The sequence below is a fragment of the Campylobacter sp. CCS1377 genome (assembly GCF_040008265.1).
In the GTDB taxonomy this organism is placed as follows: Bacteria; Campylobacterota; Campylobacteria; order Campylobacterales; family Campylobacteraceae; genus Campylobacter_D.
On record NZ_CP155620.1, the window covers coordinates 250,154 to 267,065 of the forward strand.

Genomic DNA, 16,912 nt, shown 5'->3' on the forward strand with positions numbered 1-16,912 from the left:
TAAGCAAGATTATTTTGTCAAGCGTTTTTTTGAATTTTAAAAAATGTTTTTATAAAAATTTCCATTGATTTGATTTATTTTTAAGAGATATTGTTTGAAGTTATGTTGAATTTTTGGATTTGGTTTATAAGCATGTGCTTCTTTCCAAAAAGAATGAAGTTTTTTAGGATAGCTTAAACCTTCTATATCGTAAAATGCTTTTCCGCAAACCTTAGTCGGACAACCTTCTAAAATAGCACTAAGACCTACTGTTGAATTTATGGTAATGCAGCCTAGCGCATTTTTTAAAAGACGTGGTAGATAGCTATCATGTACATATAAAATTCTTCCTTCAACACGGTATTTTTCACTGAGTTCGGTGATTAATTTAGCGTAATTTCTATAACCACGATCCATAGGATGATGCTTAAAAATCAAATAAGACTTTGCTCTTGCGTGATTTGCAAAAGAAAGTATGGTTTCTTCAATGAAATCTTCAATGCTTTTTTGATAATGAAATAAAATTTGCGTGTCATTATAAACTTGCAAAATGGCAAGAAAATACTTTTTTTCTAAATTTGCAATTTTATTGTTTAATTTTTTTTCGCTGATTTTATAATAATATTTTCTAATTAAAGAACGCAACCAAATCAAGCATTCTAAAGGATTTAGCGTGCGATGGTGGAGTTTGTTGTTGAAAAATGGTGCAAGTAAAAAAGAAAAAAGCCAATATAAAAACGCGTAAAAACCCATAAATTTGAACGCACCTGGAATTTCTTTGATTTTTAAATCGTCATTGAAATGATTATAGAGATAAAATTCTTTATTTCTAGGAATTTGCGAATTTGCATTGACTCCGTTTTTTTCAAAAGTAATGCAATATGGTCTAAGATAGCCTTCTTCAAAAATCCAAATTTCGATATTTAATTTTTTAGCCACCCCAATAGCTGTGCTATGAATAAAACGACAATCATTATACATAATAATGGCTTGAGTATTGTGTTGTTTAAAGAAATTTTCATAAAACAAAGCCAAATTTTCTTTAGAACCTTTATATTTTTTTCCTTTTGGATAGAAAATGAAATCCCCGCCTGTGAAGTTAATCTTGCTGACTTTAGCATTATATTTTTGCAATCTTTTAGAAAGGTGGGTAAAAAAATTACCTATGGGACCTTGTAAAAGAGTTACGTTTTTATTGCTTAATTCTTTTTCTATTTTTTCATTAAAATTCATCTTAAGTTATCTTTAAATTCATTATAGTTTCATTTAAAATAATTTTTGTATTTTATCTCAATTTAACTTCAATTCGTATAAATTTTTAATGATTTAAAATATAGAAACTTTTAGAATTTTCTTTGTTTTTATTGAAAAAAAGATATAATAAAGCTTTTTTGGAAGATTAGCGTATCTGGTGATCGCCACTGACTTCAAATCAGATGAAAGGGTAGCTGGCTATTCTTTGGGGAGTTCGATTCTCTCATCTTCTCGCCGTAAAATCGTGTTTTAGCTTAGTTTTAAGTTTTCTTTGTAAAATAAGCGTGATTCATAAAATGGAGATAAATAAATGAGTAAAGCAGATATTGTCGTCGGAATTCAATGGGGTGATGAAGGCAAAGGTAAAGTTGTAGATAAATTATGTGAAAATTATGATTTTGTATGTCGTAGTGCGGGTGGGCATAATGCAGGGCATACTATTTGGGTAAATGGAATTCGTTACGCACTTCACTTAATGCCAAGCGGGGTTTTGCATCCAAGATGTATAAATGTTATAGGTAATGGCGTTGTGGTATCACCTGAAGTTTTGATTGCCGAAATGGCACAATTTGAGAATTTAAAAGGAAGATTATATATCAGCGATAGAGCGCATTTAAATTTGGCGCATCATTCTTTAATAGACATTGCAAAAGAAAAATTAAAAGGCGATAAAGCCATTGGTACAACAGGTAAGGGTATAGGACCTTCTTATGCTGATAAAATTAATCGCGTAGGACACAGAGTGGGTGAGCTTTTAGAGCCTGAGAGATTATGCGAGAATTTATTTAAAGATTTTGAAGAAAATAAAATTTTATTTTCTATTTTGGAGATTGATATTCCTGAATACGAAAGCTTATTGAAAGATTTAAAGCGTTTTAGTGAAATTTTAAGTCCTTATATTACAGATACCACAAGAATGCTATGGAAAGCTTTGGATGAAGATAAGAGAATTTTACTTGAAGGCGCACAAGGTTCTATGCTAGATATTGATCATGGGACTTATCCTTATGTTACAAGTTCTAATACTATTTCAGCTGGAGCTTTAACAGGGCTTGGATTAAATCCTAAGGAAATTGGTGAAGTAATAGGCATAGTAAAAGCTTATACGACCCGCGTAGGCAATGGTGCTTTTCCAACGGAAGATAAAGGCGAGTATGGCGAAAAAATTGCACAGATTGGCAAAGAAATTGGTGTAAGTACTGGTAGAAAAAGGCGTTGTGGTTGGTATGATGCCGTAGCGGTGAAATATACTGCAAGACTTAACGGACTTGATAGCTTGTCTTTAATGAAACTCGATGTTTTGGATGGCTTTGAGAAAGTGAAAATTTGCCGTGCTTATGAATACAAAGGAGAAGAAATTACTTATATACCAAGTGATTTGGAAAATGCAAAGCCAATTTATGAAGAAATGGATGGGTGGGACAAAGTTTTTGGTATAAGAGATTATGATTTGTTGCCTGAAAATGCAAAGAAATATATCAAGCGTTTAGAAGAGTTAAGTGGCGTAAAAGTCAAATATATTTCTACAAGCCCTGAAAGAGATGATACTATTGTTTTATGAAAACAAAATATGAAACGGTATTAAAAGTTAAAAAACGACAATTGGATAATGCTGAAAATAATTTAAACAAAGCAAGAGCAAGGCAAATGGAACATGAGAAGGCTTATGTGCTTGCTAAACAAGAGTGTGAGCAATTTAGCTTGCCAAAATCTGGCAGTATTGAACTTTTAAAATCAAATTTAACAATTATTGATATTGCAAGAAGTGTTAAGAATGAGGCTTTGCAAAAGGTGGAATTGTCTAAAAAAGAAATGGTGCACTATCAACATCTTTATAAAAAGGCGCATTTAGATTATGAAAAAATGAAATATTTGCAAAGTGAAGAACTCAAAAAAATTCAAATTCAACTCAAAAAAAGTGAAGAAAAATTTATAGATGAATTGGCTGTTAGTAGGTATTTTATGGAGAAGATAAATGATTAAAAAATTTTGTGTTTTTTTAGCGTTGTGCGGGGTAATTTTAGGGGCAAATGAACAAGAATGTCAATTATATTTTGAAGCTAAAAAAGCTGAACTTGCAGCACAAATAAAAGAATTTGATGAAGCAAAACAGGCTTTAGAAGCTTATAGGGCATCTTTTGAAGCTTTGCAAAAAGAAAAGTCGGATTATTTGTTAAATAAAGAAAAAGAATTAAATGCTACTTTAGCTCAGATACAAAGCTTAAAAGATGAAAATCAAAGATTATTAGCTCAACAAGAACAAATTTTAAAATCTATCAATGAAAAAACCACAGGGCGCATTAAAGAAATTTATTCTCAGATGAAAGATGCAGCTATCGCAGATGTATTAAGTCAAATGGATAATGAAGAGGCTTCAAAAATTATGTTTTCTTTAGAACCACGAAAAATTTCAGGTGTGCTTTCAAAAATGGATCCTAAAAAGGCTGGAGAATTAACTTTAGTGCTTAAAAATTTTGAAGATGAGGCAAAAGATAAGAATATAACTTCGCCTTGAAAAATTTTAAATAATTTTTGTTATGAATTTTGTAATTTAACCCTTATTTTATCAAAAATGAGATAAGATTTGTGAATTTATAAAGAAAGGTTAAAAATGCGTATCAAATTACCCCATGTGCCTTATATTTGCAATAAAATAGTTTTAGATATGGTAAATTCTTCTTTTATAGAAATCAAAGATAATATTGATAATTTAAACAAAAGTGCAAGAGAAATTTTAGAGCAGGATTTAGCGCAAGAAAGAAAGCTTGATGAGAAAGCCAAAGAACTTTTGCAAGAACAAGAAGAAGAAATGGAATTGATGCAAGTTGATAGAAAAAATATGTTTTGGCTTGTGAAGAAAAAACTTGCTCCAGATTTTGGTGTGATTTTAAATTCTGAAGATCGCTATAATAATTTAGCGCATAAAATTTTAGAGAATTTTGTAGAAAATGATTATATTAATTTCAATGTATCAGAAAATAGAGTAAAAAATCTTATTTTTTTAAGCATTGAAAGCTATCTTAAAATTTATGAAGATTTAGAAGATGAGGTATTGGAAAAAATTTTAAATTACAAGAAAAAGCTTATTCCAGGATCTGAGGAATACGAACTTGTATTCGAAAAACTTTATCAAGAAGAGCTTAGAAAAAAAGGTATGCTATGAAAGTTTTCATTTACTTAGAAAATGACATTTTTCTTAGTGCTGATGCATTTGGAGAAGAAGGAACTTTTTTTGGTGAATTGGTTTTTAATACTTCATTAACTGGTTATCAAGAAATCATTTCAGATCCTTCTTATGCTGGACAATTTATTGTTTTTTCTATGCCAGAAATTGGCATTGTAGGGACAAATGATGATGACAATGAAAGCAAGGAAGTTTTTGCAAGCGGCGTTTTGATGCGTGAATTAAATGATAATTTTTCAAATTTTAGAGCCAAAGAAAGTTTAAGCACTTATCTTAAAAAGCACCAAAAAATAGGGGTTTATAATATTGATACAAGGTTTTTAGTCAAAATGATAAGAGATTGTGGAAATTTAAGAGCGGTTATTTCTACTGAAATTTCAAGCAAAGAAGAATTAAAAGAAAGATTATTAAAGAGTGCGAAAATTGATGAGGTTAATTATGTTGCAAAAGTAAGTACTAAAAAGTCTTATATCCACAAACAAAGCGTTTGGGACGAAAAAAGTCAAAATTACGCAAGTGTTAAAAAAAGTGCTAAAAAAGTTGCCGTGATAGATTATGGTGTGAAGAGAAATATTTTAAATGAATTAGTAAATGTAGGCTTTGAAGTTGAAGTTTTTCCTTATAATACCAAAGCAGATTTATTAATTTCATTATACAAAGAAGGAAAAATTCACGGTGTTTTTCTTTCTAATGGTCCAGGAGAGCCAAGAATTTTAAAACAAGAAATTGCAGAGATTAAGAAATTAGCTCAAGCTAAAATTCCTATGCTGGGAATTTGTTTAGGCCATCAGCTTTTAAGCAATGCCTTTGGTTATGAAACTTATAAAATGAAATTTGGTCAACATGGAGCCAATCATCCTGTTTTGAACCAGATTACAAAACAAGTTGAAATCACAGCACAAAATCATAATTATAATGTCCCAGAGGAGCTTTGCGAAGTGGCTTTAATCACTCATAGAAATTTATTTGGTGATAATGTTGAAGGGGTTAAATATAAAGACTATCCTATTATTTCAGTACAGCATCATCCAGAAAGCTCATCAGGTCCTCATGAAAGCAAATATATTTTTAAGGAATTCATGGCTTTATTATGAGTTTGGATATTTTAACCATCATAAGCACAGCGTTATTATCAAGTTTTGGTCATTGTTATTCAATGTGCGGAGGCTTTGCTTTGGCTTTTAATCGTTCAAACTCAGGAGCAAAAAATTTATTTTTACTTAATCTCAGTTATCATAGTGCTAGAATTTTAGCCTATGTTTGCTTGGGAATTTTATTTGGAATTTTTGGGGGTTTATTGGCTTTTACTCCTTTGACAAAATCTTTATTAATGTTTGTTTTGGGCTTATTTATGATTATTTTGGCTTTTTCTTTATTTTTTAGAACAAAATTGCTTTACGCTTTGGAGAATAATTTTATATTTGATTTTTATATTAAAAAAATAATGAAAAAATACATTAAATTTAAGGGATTTAAGGCCGCGTTTATTTTGGGTTTTTTAAATGGTTTTGTGCCTTGTGGTCTAGTGTATTTTTTTCTGGCAAGTGCAATGAGCAGAGCCAATGTATATGAAGCAGTGCTAATTATGTTAGTATTTGGTGTTTCTACTTTACCCGCTATGATGCTTTTATCAAGTTTAATAGAAATGATTAATATGACTTATAAAAAAATATTTAATAATTTATCTTATATTATTATATTATTATATGGATTTTATCTTTGTTATTTAGGATTTTTATATTTATAATTTAAAGTGATAAGGGTATTAATGAAAACGAATTTTAAAAAATTAAGCTTATTAATCGTTGAGGATGAAGAAAGCATTAGAGAAACGCTGATTGATGCTTTAAAGCCATATTTTTTAAAAATTTTGATCGCACAAAATGGCAATGAGGGTTTAAAAAAATTTAAAAAATTTAAACCCAATTTGGTACTTTCGGATATTAGTATGCCTATTATGAACGGTTTGGATATGGCAAAAGAAATCAAAAGCATTTCAAAAGAAGTGCCTATTGTTATTATGTCAGCTTTTTCTGAGAAGGATAGGCTTTTAAAAGCTATTGATGTTGGTGTAGATAAATACCTAATAAAACCCGTAGATATTAAGGAATTGTTACAAATTTTTACATTATTAGCGGATAGCAAAATAGAACCTTCTAGTATTGTGGTTATTTCCAAGCATTATCGTTTTGATAAAATTAAAAAAATTCTATTAAAAGACAATCAAGAGATTAATTTAACAAAAAAAGAATTTGCCTTTATTGATTTACTTACCGAGCAGCCTGGAGTTTTAGTGTCTCATGAGAGTATTAAAAAAAATATTTGGGCAGATGAGTGTGTGAGTAATGCGGCAATTAGAACTTTTATAAAACGAATTCGTGATAAAACAGATGATAAATTTATTAAAAATATTCCAGGTTTGGGCTATAAGATTAGTCTTGATAATTTAGGATAAGAAATACCTTGAAATATAAAAAATAACAAACGATTAACAAAAATGTTATTTTTAAGAAAAATTCTATAATTATTATTTTATAATATTAGCTTGTTAATTCCAAAATAAGGAGAGGAAATGCACCCAGGTAATGCATTAAACTACGACTATACGGTTGCTAAATACTTTATGTTTGCTACCATATTGTTTGGTATTATAGGTATGGCCATTGGCACGCTTATAGCCTTTCAACTTGCGTATCCAGATTTAAACTATTTAGCTGGTGAGTACGGAACTTTTTCAAGACTTAGACCGCTTCATACTTCAGGTGTGATTTTTGGTTTTATGCTTTCAGGAATTTGGGCTACTTGGTATTATATAGGCCAACGCGTTTTAAAAGTAAGCATGGCAGAGTCATCATTTTTGATGGCTATAGGAAAAATTCACTTTTGGCTCTATATGATCACAATGATTTTGGCTGTGATTTCTTTGTTTATAGGAGTTAGCACCTCAAAGGAGTATGCAGAGCTTGAATGGCCTTTAGATATACTTGTAGTTCTTGTATGGATTTTATGGGGTATAAGTATTTTTGGACTCATTGGAATTCGTCGTGAAAAAACTTTGTATATTTCGCTTTGGTATTATATAGCTACATTTTTAGGTATAGCCATGCTTTATCTTTTTAATAATATGTCTGTTCCGACTTATTTTGTAAGCGGTATGGGAAATTGGTGGCATAGTGTATCAATGTATGCAGGAACCAATGACGCTTTGGTGCAATGGTGGTATGGACATAATGCAGTTGCATTTGTATTCACCGTAGGTATTATTGCTCAAATTTATTATTTTCTTCCAAAAGAAAGTGGACAACCAATTTTTTCTTATAAACTTTCCTTATTTGCATTTTGGGGTTTAATGTTTGTTTATCTTTGGGCAGGTGGACACCATTTGATTTACTCGACTGTGCCTGATTGGATGCAAACAATGGGTTCTGTTTTTTCAATTGTGCTTATTTTGCCTTCTTGGGGTTCAGCTATTAATATTTTACTTACTATGAAAGGTGAGTGGAGTCAATTAAGAGAAAGTCCATTGATTAAATTTATGATTTTGGCATCAACTTTTTATATGTTCTCAACTCTTGAAGGACCAATTCTTTCTATTAAGTCTGTAAATGCTCTAGCTCACTTTACGGATTGGATTCCAGGGCATGTGCATGATGGAACTCTTGGTTGGGTTGGTTTTATGACTATGGCAGCGCTTTATCATATGACTCCTAGAATGTTTAAAAGAGAGCTTTATAGTAAATCATTAATGGAAGCACAATTTTGGATTCAAACTACAGGTATAGTGCTTTATTTTGCATCTATGTGGATTGCAGGAATCACTCAAGGTATGATGTGGAGAGCTACAGATGAATACGGAACTCTTCTTTATACTTTCATAGATACGGTTACGGCTATTGTTCCTTATTATTGGATTAGAGCAATTGGTGGCTTGTTATATCTTGTAGGCTTTTTTATGTTTACTTATAATATTTATAAATCAATTGCTAATGGAAAAGTACTTGACAAAGAACCACAAAGTGCTTCACCTATGGCAGCATAAGGAGAGAAAATGTTTAGTTGGTTAGAAAAAAATCCATTCTTTTTCGCGGTAGCAGTTTTTGTTGTGATTGCTTATGCAGGTATTGTTGAAGTTTTGCCAGATTTTGCAAATAATGCAAGACCGCTTGAAAGTAAAAAGCCTTATACTGTTTTACAGCTTGCGGGACGCCAAGTTTATATTAAAGATAGTTGCAATGCTTGTCATTCTCAGCTTATTCGTCCTTTTAAATCAGAGACTGATAGATATGGAATGTATTCTGTAAGTGGTGAATTTGCTTATGATAGACCATTTTTATGGGGTTCAAAAAGAACAGGTCCTGATTTAGCACGTGTAGGAAATTATAGGACAGCTGATTGGCATGAAAATCATATGTGGGATCCAACTTCTGTAGTTCCAGCATCGGTAATGCCCGCTTACAAACACATGTTTAGCAATAACGCTGATATTAAAACTGCCTATGCTGAGGCATTGACTGTAAAGAAAGTGTTTAATGTTCCTTATGATGTTGAAGGACAAACCAAACTTGGCACTTGGGAGGAAGCTAGCGAGGAAGTAAAAGCTGAAGCACAAGCCATTGTTGATCAAATGAAAAATCAAGAAGTAAAAGATGCTTTTGCTAGAGGTGAAATTAAAGAAATTGTTGCTTTAATTGCTTATTTAAATAGCTTAAAGTAGGATTTATGGAAGATTTAGAAATAGTATTTGGCGTGATTAAAGATATCATCACGCTAAATTTTGATGCCATTACAAAACAAGAATGGGAACTTTTCCAAGGTTATGGTTTTTTTGCTTTTGTTGTTTTTTTGGTAGTTGTTTTATATGCTTATTGGTATCATCTTTATAGAGCAGAAAAAAAAGGTGAGAGAAATTACGAAAAATACGCTAATCTTGCCTTAAAAGATGATATTGATGATAGCATTTTAGAAAATAAAAGGAGTATTTGATGCAATGGTTAAATTTAGAAGATAATATCAATCTCTTATCTTTAATTGGAGCTATTCTTATCATTTTAATCACACTTGTAATTGTGGGTAGAATGTTTAAACAAATGAAAGAAAAAAGAGGTGATGCGGAGCTTAGTGAGCATAGTTGGGATGGTATAGGTGAGTATAAAAATGCTATTCCTACAGGTTGGGCTGTTGTGTTTTTCCTTACTATTGTTTGGGCTATTTGGTATTTTCTTTGGGGGTATCCTTTAAATGGTTATTCGAGAATAGGTGAATACAATGAAGAGGTAATGGCTCATACGGTTAAATTTGAAGAAAAATTCAAAAATCTTTCTGCTGAAGATAAAGTTGCTATGGGTGAAAATATCTTTTTAGTCCAATGTTCTCAATGCCATGGAATCACTGCTGATGGGATTAATGGAAAAGCACAAAATCTTACTATGTGGGGTTCTGAAGAAGGGCTTATTGATGTTTTGAAAAAAGGTTCTAAGGGTATGAATTATCTTATGGGTGAGATGGCTCCAGCAGTTGAACTTGGTGTTGCGGAAGAAGATATTCCAGCGGTTGCTGCTTATGTTGCAAAGGAAATTTCAGCGATTAAAAAAACAGCAAATGAAGATTTAGTAGCTCGCGGCAAAGAGGTTTTTGCTACTTGTGTTGCTTGTCATGGTGAAGATGGGACCGGAATAGTAGGTGGAGAAGTTTTAGCACCCGATCTTACCAAGTATGGACAATCTGAATTTGTGGTAGAAGTTTTAAATAGGGGTAAAAGCGGTGCTATTGGTGTGATGCCTATGTTTAATAGCGGAATTTTAAATGATATTCAAAAACAAGCTGTTGGCGAATATGTGATTTCTCTTTCAAGGGGTGAGTAATGGAAAATATGAATAGAAATGTATTTTCACTTTCGGGCGTAACAGGAATGTTAATTGCTACGGTTTTGCTGCTTGCTATTTTGGTAGGACTTACGATTTGGGGTATTAAAGCACAGCAAGATGTAATGCAAAAACCTTATACTTTAAATAATCCTCAAAGTGTTCCTATGAAAGGTGCTGATGCCAATAAACATATGATAGTAAAGGATGGACAATGAGCAAAGCTTTAGAATATTTAATTGTTATAGGTTTGATTGTTGCAGCTGCTGTAACTGCTTGGTCTGTTTTAACTGCAAATCATCTTAATATAGGATGAAATTCTTAATACAAAGCGGCTTTTTAGCTGCTTTTTTCTTTATAAATTCTTTATTAGCGCAAGGCAATTCTCATGTTGTTTTTAATGAAAATGTTTTAAATGATAAAGTTGTGAATGAGCTTAATTTAATGGGAAATGAGCTCTATGAAAAAACAGGGGTATTTGTAGCTGCTGCAATTAGTGATAAGACTGATTTTAACGAATTGCTTAAATTTAAAGATAAACTCCCAAGTCCTTTTATTTTGCTAGTTCTTTCTAAAAAATCTCATCAACTTGATATTATAGCTACTAAAGAAGCTTTAGTGTTTTTTGATAAAGAAAAGGTTTTAAGTCCTTATCCATGGAGTGGTTCTATACTTCCTTTACTTTCATCAAATAAGGCAAAAGATCAATTTAATGCTGCGGTTTTGAATGGTTATTCTGATATTGTTGATCAGGTGGCAAGTTATTTTAATATTAAACTCGTTCATTCTATAGGCAATGCAAATAGAGATACTTTAAATGTCTTAAGAATTGGAATTTACGGCTTTATCTGTATTATGGCTTTACTATACATTCAGAAAAAAATGAGGAGAAAAAAGAATGTCTAAAAAGAAAACTTTTTGGCCTTATGGAATCTTGCTTTCGCTTTTTGCAATAGTTCTTGCTTGTATTGCTACTATTGTTTTTGCTAGTCAGTATCCTGTTTATGAAGATAAAGTTTATTTTCAAACTTATCAAGAAGTGGATGAAAATATCAATGAAATTAGAGCTAAACAGGAAATTTTTGAGAAATTTTTTAGCGTGAGTTTGGATTTAAATTCAAGTAAAGATAAAAAGGGACGCGTAGTTTATGATTTAAATCAAGATCAAAATACCTTGCGTTTTGTGCTTAAAGATAAAATTGAAAATATATCATCGGAATTTAGCGCAGAGCTTTTGCTAACGCGTCCGCATACTAATGAGCAAGATGCGAAATTGGGACTTGAAATTTTGCAAAATACAGGTATAAATTCAAATGTCAAAGAACATTTTATAAATGTGGTTTTGCCTAGACTTGAAAAAGGCAGATGGCAACTTCAGCTTAAAATCATTGCAGATAAAGATGATGGGATAAATACTCAGGCTGTAGGTTTTTATACTTATGAAATTTTTGTTCGTTAATGAAGCTTAATATTTTTAGTTCTACAAGACAAATTAAAGAGTATTATAGGCAAAATAAAAATGCCAATTCTTTGCTCGATCCTGTGCTTCATATCAGTGATTTTTTGGATAGAGTTTGTTTGCTTAATACTCATAAAGCGAGTTCTTATGAGACTTTGCTTTTGATGCAAGAAGCTTGCAAGAAAAGTAAGGATTTGGAAAGTAAGTTGGGAATTTCGACTGAATTTTTTGCTTTTTTGAAAAATAACGAATATCTTTTTTCTTTTTTTAAAGAATTGGCTTTAGAAAAAAGAAGTATTTGCGATCTTAAAAATAATGACTATTATGCTGCTTATAATGAACATTTGGATATTTTAGAAGAGGTTTTTCAAAATTATCTTTCTTTGCTTGATAGGGCAAATTTGCATGATGAGCTTTCTTTGGTAAAAAACTATAGTTTAAATTTAGATTTTTTGGATGAATATGAAAGTATTAAATATGATTTACAAGGTTTTTTGAGTCGTTTTGAAGAAGAGTTGTTTGTGCAAATTTCGCAATATAAAGATTTTATTTTATGCTTTAGAACGAGTGCTTTTAATTTAGAATATCTTTCGAACCTTGATTTTTTAAGAAAATTATCTTTAAATGAAAATTGTTATTATGAATTTAATATTAAAACTCATACTATTGTAAAACAAGAAAAAATTCCACAAACGAAGATAAGTGTTAAACTTCGAGCTTTTGAAATAAGAACCTTGCAAGTTTCTTTTGTTATGGATGAAATTTCAAATTTCATTCGTGCGGGTTTAAAACCTGAAAATATAGTTGTTATTACTCCAGATGAATGTTTTTGCAATACTTTAAGGCTTTGGGATAAGAACAATGTTTTGAATTTTGCAAGTGGAATTAGCATTAAAGAAAGCTTTTTTTATCAGAAATTAAAAGCGCTTTATGATAGTGCAAATTTGGAGTCTTTTGAATTTAATGAAAGCCTTGATTATTTTGAAAATAAAGAGAGTGTTTTTGACTATCATAATACGCTTTTGCATTATTTTAAACTTGATTTTAATACTTTTAAGGCGCGCTTTAATGAAAAGTGTGAAGTGGATTTTTTTGAAGATCTTGTAAAAGTATTTTTGTTGAATGAAAAAAAAGAACTGATTGTTTTGATTGAAAAGGAGCTTTATTTTATTAAGGATTTGCTAAAAAATCAAACTTTAACACTAAAAGAGCTTTTAGAGCTTTTTTTTATACAAATTTCTTCACTCACTTTAAGCGATATTGGTGGCGGGAAAGTTACTGTTATGGGGCTTTTGGAAAGTAGGGGGCTTAGTTTTGATGGGGTAATAATGGTTGATTTTAATGATGATATTATTCCCAAAAGAAGTATTAATGAGCTTTTTTTAAACAATGATATTCGCAAACAAGCAGGACTTATAAGTTATGAAAGAAGAGAAAATTTACAAAGATTTTATTATGAAAGTTTGATGACAAGAGCGAAAAAAGTTAGCATTTCTTATGTGGAAAATGAGCAAAGTTGCAAATCGCGTTTTTTAGACGAGCTGGATTTTGAATTTGAAGAGGATAATAAAATCAGTCCCCAAGCTTATTTAGATGCTTTAAAATTAGATTATGAAGAAAAAAAACCCAATTTAGAGCCTCTTAAGGCACCTATTTTAAGGCATAATATTTTTGCCACCCCTTTATCTTTTAGTCGTTTGAATTTATTTTTGAAGCAAAAAAGAACTTATTATTATCGTTATATTTTAAATCTTTTAGAACCTCGTGCCTTAGAGGAGCAAAAAAGTGCTAAAAATTTAGGTATTTTTATACATAAAATTTTAGAACTCTATTATCAGCAAAATAAGAATTTTTTTGATGAAGATGAATTTATGTTTTTATTGCATAAACAAGCAAAAATTGCGAAAATTTCAGAACTTGATGTTGAAATTTTGAAATTAAAATTCGCACGCTTTGCAAAGGTAGAAAATGAGCGTTTTTCGCAAGGATATAGGGTAGAAAAAACTGAATTTGAGATAAAGCCTCCTAAGAAATATAAATTAAAAAATGGTTTTAGCGTGGATTTAATAGGGACTATTGACCGTATTGATAACTTAAATAATGATCGTTTGATTCTTGATTATAAAAGCGGAAAAATAGAAGATAATTCATATCAATTGGCTTTTTATAAGCTTTTGATAGGCAAGAATTGTGCTGCAAAATTTTATGATTTAAATGATTTTAAAATTAAAAATGGCAAAAACACCAAAGATGTTTTGGAGCTTGAAGAATTACTTGAAGAGCTTGTTTTGCAAAGTAAAGAAGAGATAGAATTTGAAAATACAAAAGATGAGTATTGTCCTTATAAGCTTCTTTATAAAAAGGAGTTAAAATGAGTAAATTTAAGCCTTTTTTAGCCTTAGAAGCCAGTGCTGGAAGTGGAAAAACTTTTGCTTTGAGTGTGCGTTTTGTGGCTTTGATTTTACAGGGTGCAAAAATCAATGAAATTTTAGCATTAACCTTCACAAAAAAAGCAGCCAATGAAATGCAAAAACGCGTTATTGATACTTTTTTGTATTTAGAGCAAGACAGTAAAAATGCAGAATGCAAAGCTCTTTGTGAGCTTTTAGACTTTTCTAAAGACGAGCTTATTGCTTTAAGGGATCAAAAGAAGCAAGATTTTTTAAGGCAAAATTTAAAAATTTCAACTTTTGATGCGTTTTTTAGTCGAATTTTAAGGAGTTTTTCTTTAAATTTGGGGCTTATGAGTGATTTTGAGATCAGCGAAGAAGAGCTTGATGTTAAGGCAGTATTTTTAAAAATTTTAAGCACGAAAGAGCTTAGGGACTTGGCTTATTATATTTGTGAATTTGATGAAAAAGAAGCCTTTTTTAAAGAGCTTGAAAGGCTTTATGAGAATGCTTATTTTAAAGATAATCTAAAAATTAGCTTTTGTGATAAAACAAAACTTAATGAAGCCTATAGAGATCTTAGATCTTATGCTTTAGGTTTAAATCATAAGAATTTAAGTGCTAATTTTGACAATGAAGAGCTTGAACTGAACGAGTTTTTAGAAAAACCTTTTATGTCTAAATTTGAAAGCACAAAATATTTGCGAGATCTGTATAATGAAGATGCAATTTTTTCTAAAAAAAGAGATGAGTTCTTAAAAATTTTAAATGTTTATGCTAACGAGCTTGAAGAATTTAAAATCGCTAAATTGATGAATTTATTAGAGCATTTTGGTGAGGCTAAAAATATTATCCATAAAAATAAAAATATTTTAAGTTTTAGTGATGTCAGTAAAAAAGTGCTTGATTTGATGCAAAGCGATTTAAAGGATATGATATATTTTAGACTTGACGGCAATATTTCCCATCTTTTAATCGATGAATTTCAAGATACAAGTGTGATACAATATCAAATTTTACTTCCTATTATCTCAGAATTAGTTTCTGGTGAAGGCGTGAAAAAGAATAGAAGTTTTTTCTATGTGGGTGATAAAAAACAAAGTATTTATCGTTTTCGCAAAGGTAAAAAAGAGCTTTTTGATCTTTTGCAAAAAGATTTTGTGCAAATTCAAAAAGAAAATTTGGACACAAATTATCGCTCACAAAAGATTTTGGTTGATTTTGTTAATGAAATTTTTGAAAATAAATTTCAAAACTATATAGCTCAAAAAACCCCTAATGATGAGAGCAAAAAAGGTGGTTTTGTGCGTGTTATCCAGTCAAATGAAGAAAAGAAACCTAAAGAGGAACAATCAAGAGAAATCAAAGAAAAAACCTTAGAAACACTTTTAGGGCAAATTCGCTTTTTGCAAAGTAAGAATATCGCTTTAGAAAAAATTTGCATTTTGTGTTGGAAGAATGATGATGCGGATCTTGTTTTGGAATTTTTACATCAAAATGGAATTTCTGCTTTTACGCAAAGTAATGTTTTGCTAGAAAATAAAGCCAGCGTAAAGGCAGTGCTAGAATATGCTAAATTTTGCATTTTTGGGGATGAATTTTATGGCGTATTTTTAAAGGAGTTGTTAGGTGAAGAATTTCCAAGATTAGAGCTTGATTTAAGTAAAAGCGCTATGAAAAATGTGCTTTATTTGGCAAAAAAATTAAAATTAAATCTAAGCGATATTGCTTTGATACAATTTATCGAATACGCCGGAAGTAAAAATAATTTTTTAGAACTTTTGTTTGAGCCTTGTAATTTAAAAATTCTTAATGAGCAAAATTGGGGTATTAGCATTATGAGTGTGCATAAGTCCAAGGGTTTAGAATTTGATCATGTGATTTTACTTGATAGTCTTTCAAAGCCGCAAAATAATACAGATAAAATTTTGTTAGAGTATGATATTTCAATGGGTTGGGAGCTTAAGATTAGGGATAAAATTCGCAAAAACACTCAAGATGAAAAATATAATGCTTTTTTAGAGTCCATACAAAAAGCCGAGCTAGAAGATGAAATTAATAAACTTTATGTGGCTATGACTAGGGCTAAAAAATCTTTGATTATCATCAAAAGAAATGAAGCTTTGGTTAATGGAAGTTATCTAAGTTATTTTAGCAGCGATAGATATTTAAATTTGGCTTGTGAGGAAAGAGGTGAGATTATAGCTGAAGAAAAACTCGATACTAACTCCAATGAAAAACAACAAGCATTATTAGAATTTGTCAAAGTGGGTTTGCAAGAAGTCGAAGATAAGCAGTATCTTAATTCCTTTGAAATTTATTTTGGTAATGCTTTTCATTTTTTTATGCAAAATCTTAAATTGCCTTATGGAGAAAATTTTGAAACACTTTGTGAGAAAACGAAAGGAAAATTTAGGCATTTTTTAAGCAAAGAGGATTTTACGAGACTTTTTAAAAGAATCAAAATGCTTTTGCAAAACGATGATTTTTCCAAGCTTATTGCCAATAAACAGCTTTTAAAAGAGCAGGATTTTAGTTTTAATGGTGAAATTAAAAGAGTGGATTTGTTGGCTTTAGATGAAAAAAGCGCTTGTGTGTTGGATTATAAGACAAGTTTATTGATGCAAACTAAGCATATAGAGCAAGTGAAATTTTATAAAGATTCCTTGCGAGAAATTCTTAAAAAAGAGACTTCTGCCTTTTTGGTGTATTGTTTAGAAGATGAAATTAAAATTCAAGAAGTGTGATTAAAATCTAAGTAAATCATTTTTTATTTTTAGCAGTA

The 16,912-nt window shown here is 30.5% G+C and carries 18 protein-coding genes and 1 tRNA gene; 18 read left to right on the top strand and 1 reads right to left on the bottom strand.

All coding sequences use genetic code 11. The features are described from left to right. Window positions 1–36: 36 nt before the first annotated feature. Window positions 37–1,212 carry a capsule biosynthesis protein gene (locus tag AAH949_RS01305; RefSeq protein WP_348518742.1) on the bottom strand — a complete coding sequence of 392 codons (1,176 nt, stop codon included), beginning with the start codon at window positions 1,210–1,212 and terminating at the stop codon, window positions 37–39. Window positions 1,213–1,372: 160 nt separating this feature from the next. Here AAH949_RS01305 and AAH949_RS01310 point away from each other — a divergent pair. The 18 genes from AAH949_RS01310 (at window position 1,373) to AAH949_RS01395 (ending at window position 16,874) form a co-directional block, all read left to right on the top strand. Beyond that, window positions 1,373–1,467 (top strand) — tRNA-Sec (locus AAH949_RS01310). Between the two features lie 76 nt (window positions 1,468–1,543). Next, on the top strand, window positions 1,544–2,794 hold the full coding sequence (locus AAH949_RS01315; RefSeq protein WP_348518743.1) for an adenylosuccinate synthase: 1,251 nt from the start codon (window positions 1,544–1,546) through the stop codon (window positions 2,792–2,794). Then, complete coding sequence (locus AAH949_RS01320) at window positions 2,791–3,216, top strand: flagellar export protein FliJ (RefSeq protein ID WP_348518744.1); 426 nt, start codon at window positions 2,791–2,793, stop codon at window positions 3,214–3,216. Before AAH949_RS01315 ends, AAH949_RS01320 begins: the two co-directional genes overlap by 4 nt. After that, complete coding sequence (locus AAH949_RS01325) at window positions 3,209–3,748, top strand: MotE family protein (protein WP_348518745.1); 540 nt, start codon at window positions 3,209–3,211, stop codon at window positions 3,746–3,748. Before AAH949_RS01320 ends, AAH949_RS01325 begins: the two co-directional genes overlap by 8 nt. A 96-nt stretch (window positions 3,749–3,844) precedes the next feature. Beyond that, a complete protein-coding gene (locus AAH949_RS01330) occupies window positions 3,845–4,396 on the top strand; it encodes a DUF507 family protein (protein WP_134237579.1) in 552 nt (183 codons plus the stop codon). Further along, a complete protein-coding gene (gene carA / locus AAH949_RS01335; RefSeq protein WP_134237580.1) occupies window positions 4,393–5,511 on the top strand; it encodes a glutamine-hydrolyzing carbamoyl-phosphate synthase small subunit in 1,119 nt (372 codons plus the stop codon). Before AAH949_RS01330 ends, carA begins: the two co-directional genes overlap by 4 nt. Continuing rightward, entirely contained in the window at window positions 5,508–6,164 is a 657-nt protein-coding gene (locus AAH949_RS01340; protein ID WP_134237581.1) for a sulfite exporter TauE/SafE family protein, read from the top strand. The genes carA and AAH949_RS01340 overlap by 4 nt, the downstream gene beginning before the upstream one ends. A gap of 21 nt (window positions 6,165–6,185) precedes the next feature. Beyond that, window positions 6,186–6,872 carry a response regulator transcription factor gene (locus AAH949_RS01345; RefSeq protein WP_134237582.1) on the top strand — a complete coding sequence of 229 codons (687 nt, stop codon included), beginning with the start codon at window positions 6,186–6,188 and terminating at the stop codon, window positions 6,870–6,872. Between the two features lie 117 nt (window positions 6,873–6,989). Then, a complete protein-coding gene (gene ccoN / locus AAH949_RS01350) occupies window positions 6,990–8,456 on the top strand; it encodes a cytochrome-c oxidase, cbb3-type subunit I (RefSeq protein ID WP_134237583.1) in 1,467 nt (488 codons plus the stop codon). Window positions 8,457–8,465: 9 nt separating this feature from the next. After that, the gene (gene ccoO, locus AAH949_RS01355) at window positions 8,466–9,131 is read left to right on the top strand and encodes a cytochrome-c oxidase, cbb3-type subunit II (RefSeq protein WP_348518746.1); all 666 of its coding nucleotides are present in this window, start codon (window positions 8,466–8,468) and stop codon (window positions 9,129–9,131) included. A gap of 5 nt (window positions 9,132–9,136) precedes the next feature. Continuing rightward, window positions 9,137–9,400 carry a cytochrome c oxidase, cbb3-type, CcoQ subunit gene (locus AAH949_RS01360; RefSeq protein ID WP_348518747.1) on the top strand — a complete coding sequence of 88 codons (264 nt, stop codon included), beginning with the start codon at window positions 9,137–9,139 and terminating at the stop codon, window positions 9,398–9,400. Then, on the top strand, window positions 9,400–10,278 hold the full coding sequence (gene ccoP / locus AAH949_RS01365; RefSeq protein ID WP_134237586.1) for a cytochrome-c oxidase, cbb3-type subunit III: 879 nt from the start codon (window positions 9,400–9,402) through the stop codon (window positions 10,276–10,278). Before AAH949_RS01360 ends, ccoP begins: the two co-directional genes overlap by 1 nt. Next, entirely contained in the window at window positions 10,278–10,496 is a 219-nt protein-coding gene (locus AAH949_RS01370; RefSeq protein ID WP_134237587.1) for a DUF4006 family protein, read from the top strand. The genes ccoP and AAH949_RS01370 overlap by 1 nt, the downstream gene beginning before the upstream one ends. Then, the gene (locus AAH949_RS01375; RefSeq protein WP_134237588.1) at window positions 10,493–10,594 is read left to right on the top strand and encodes a hypothetical protein; all 102 of its coding nucleotides are present in this window, start codon (window positions 10,493–10,495) and stop codon (window positions 10,592–10,594) included. Before AAH949_RS01370 ends, AAH949_RS01375 begins: the two co-directional genes overlap by 4 nt. Continuing rightward, on the top strand, window positions 10,591–11,184 hold the full coding sequence (locus tag AAH949_RS01380; protein WP_348518748.1) for a hypothetical protein: 594 nt from the start codon (window positions 10,591–10,593) through the stop codon (window positions 11,182–11,184). The genes AAH949_RS01375 and AAH949_RS01380 overlap by 4 nt, the downstream gene beginning before the upstream one ends. After that, the gene (locus AAH949_RS01385; RefSeq protein WP_348518749.1) at window positions 11,177–11,737 is read left to right on the top strand and encodes a FixH family protein; all 561 of its coding nucleotides are present in this window, start codon (window positions 11,177–11,179) and stop codon (window positions 11,735–11,737) included. Before AAH949_RS01380 ends, AAH949_RS01385 begins: the two co-directional genes overlap by 8 nt. Then, window positions 11,737–14,112, top strand: coding sequence for a PD-(D/E)XK nuclease family protein (locus AAH949_RS01390; RefSeq protein ID WP_348518750.1), 2,376 nt, complete (start codon window positions 11,737–11,739; stop codon window positions 14,110–14,112). Before AAH949_RS01385 ends, AAH949_RS01390 begins: the two co-directional genes overlap by 1 nt. Continuing rightward, the gene (locus tag AAH949_RS01395) at window positions 14,109–16,874 is read left to right on the top strand and encodes a RecB-like helicase (RefSeq protein WP_348518751.1); all 2,766 of its coding nucleotides are present in this window, start codon (window positions 14,109–14,111) and stop codon (window positions 16,872–16,874) included. The genes AAH949_RS01390 and AAH949_RS01395 overlap by 4 nt, the downstream gene beginning before the upstream one ends. The last annotated feature ends 38 nt before the right edge of the window (window positions 16,875–16,912 follow it).

Bases quoted from the DNA above. Each gene is read 5' to 3' on its own strand.
- AAH949_RS01305 (WP_348518742.1), bottom strand. From the start codon at position 1,212: ATGAATTTTAATGAAAAAATAGAAAAAGAATTAAGCAATAAAAACGTA.
- AAH949_RS01315 (WP_348518743.1), top strand. From the start codon at position 1,544: ATGAGTAAAGCAGATATTGTCGTCGGAATTCAATGGGGTGATGAAGGC.
- AAH949_RS01320 (WP_348518744.1), top strand. From the start codon at position 2,791: ATGAAAACAAAATATGAAACGGTATTAAAAGTTAAAAAACGACAATTG.
- AAH949_RS01325 (WP_348518745.1), top strand. From the start codon at position 3,209: ATGATTAAAAAATTTTGTGTTTTTTTAGCGTTGTGCGGGGTAATTTTA.
- AAH949_RS01330 (WP_134237579.1), top strand. From the start codon at position 3,845: ATGCGTATCAAATTACCCCATGTGCCTTATATTTGCAATAAAATAGTT.
- carA (WP_134237580.1), top strand. From the start codon at position 4,393: ATGAAAGTTTTCATTTACTTAGAAAATGACATTTTTCTTAGTGCTGAT.
- AAH949_RS01340 (WP_134237581.1), top strand. From the start codon at position 5,508: ATGAGTTTGGATATTTTAACCATCATAAGCACAGCGTTATTATCAAGT.
- AAH949_RS01345 (WP_134237582.1), top strand. From the start codon at position 6,186: ATGAAAACGAATTTTAAAAAATTAAGCTTATTAATCGTTGAGGATGAA.
- ccoN (WP_134237583.1), top strand. From the start codon at position 6,990: ATGCACCCAGGTAATGCATTAAACTACGACTATACGGTTGCTAAATAC.
- ccoO (WP_348518746.1), top strand. From the start codon at position 8,466: ATGTTTAGTTGGTTAGAAAAAAATCCATTCTTTTTCGCGGTAGCAGTT.
- AAH949_RS01360 (WP_348518747.1), top strand. From the start codon at position 9,137: ATGGAAGATTTAGAAATAGTATTTGGCGTGATTAAAGATATCATCACG.
- ccoP (WP_134237586.1), top strand. From the start codon at position 9,400: ATGCAATGGTTAAATTTAGAAGATAATATCAATCTCTTATCTTTAATT.
- AAH949_RS01370 (WP_134237587.1), top strand. From the start codon at position 10,278: ATGGAAAATATGAATAGAAATGTATTTTCACTTTCGGGCGTAACAGGA.
- AAH949_RS01375 (WP_134237588.1), top strand. From the start codon at position 10,493: ATGAGCAAAGCTTTAGAATATTTAATTGTTATAGGTTTGATTGTTGCA.
- AAH949_RS01380 (WP_348518748.1), top strand. From the start codon at position 10,591: ATGAAATTCTTAATACAAAGCGGCTTTTTAGCTGCTTTTTTCTTTATA.
- AAH949_RS01385 (WP_348518749.1), top strand. From the start codon at position 11,177: ATGTCTAAAAAGAAAACTTTTTGGCCTTATGGAATCTTGCTTTCGCTT.
- AAH949_RS01390 (WP_348518750.1), top strand. From the start codon at position 11,737: ATGAAGCTTAATATTTTTAGTTCTACAAGACAAATTAAAGAGTATTAT.
- AAH949_RS01395 (WP_348518751.1), top strand. From the start codon at position 14,109: ATGAGTAAATTTAAGCCTTTTTTAGCCTTAGAAGCCAGTGCTGGAAGT.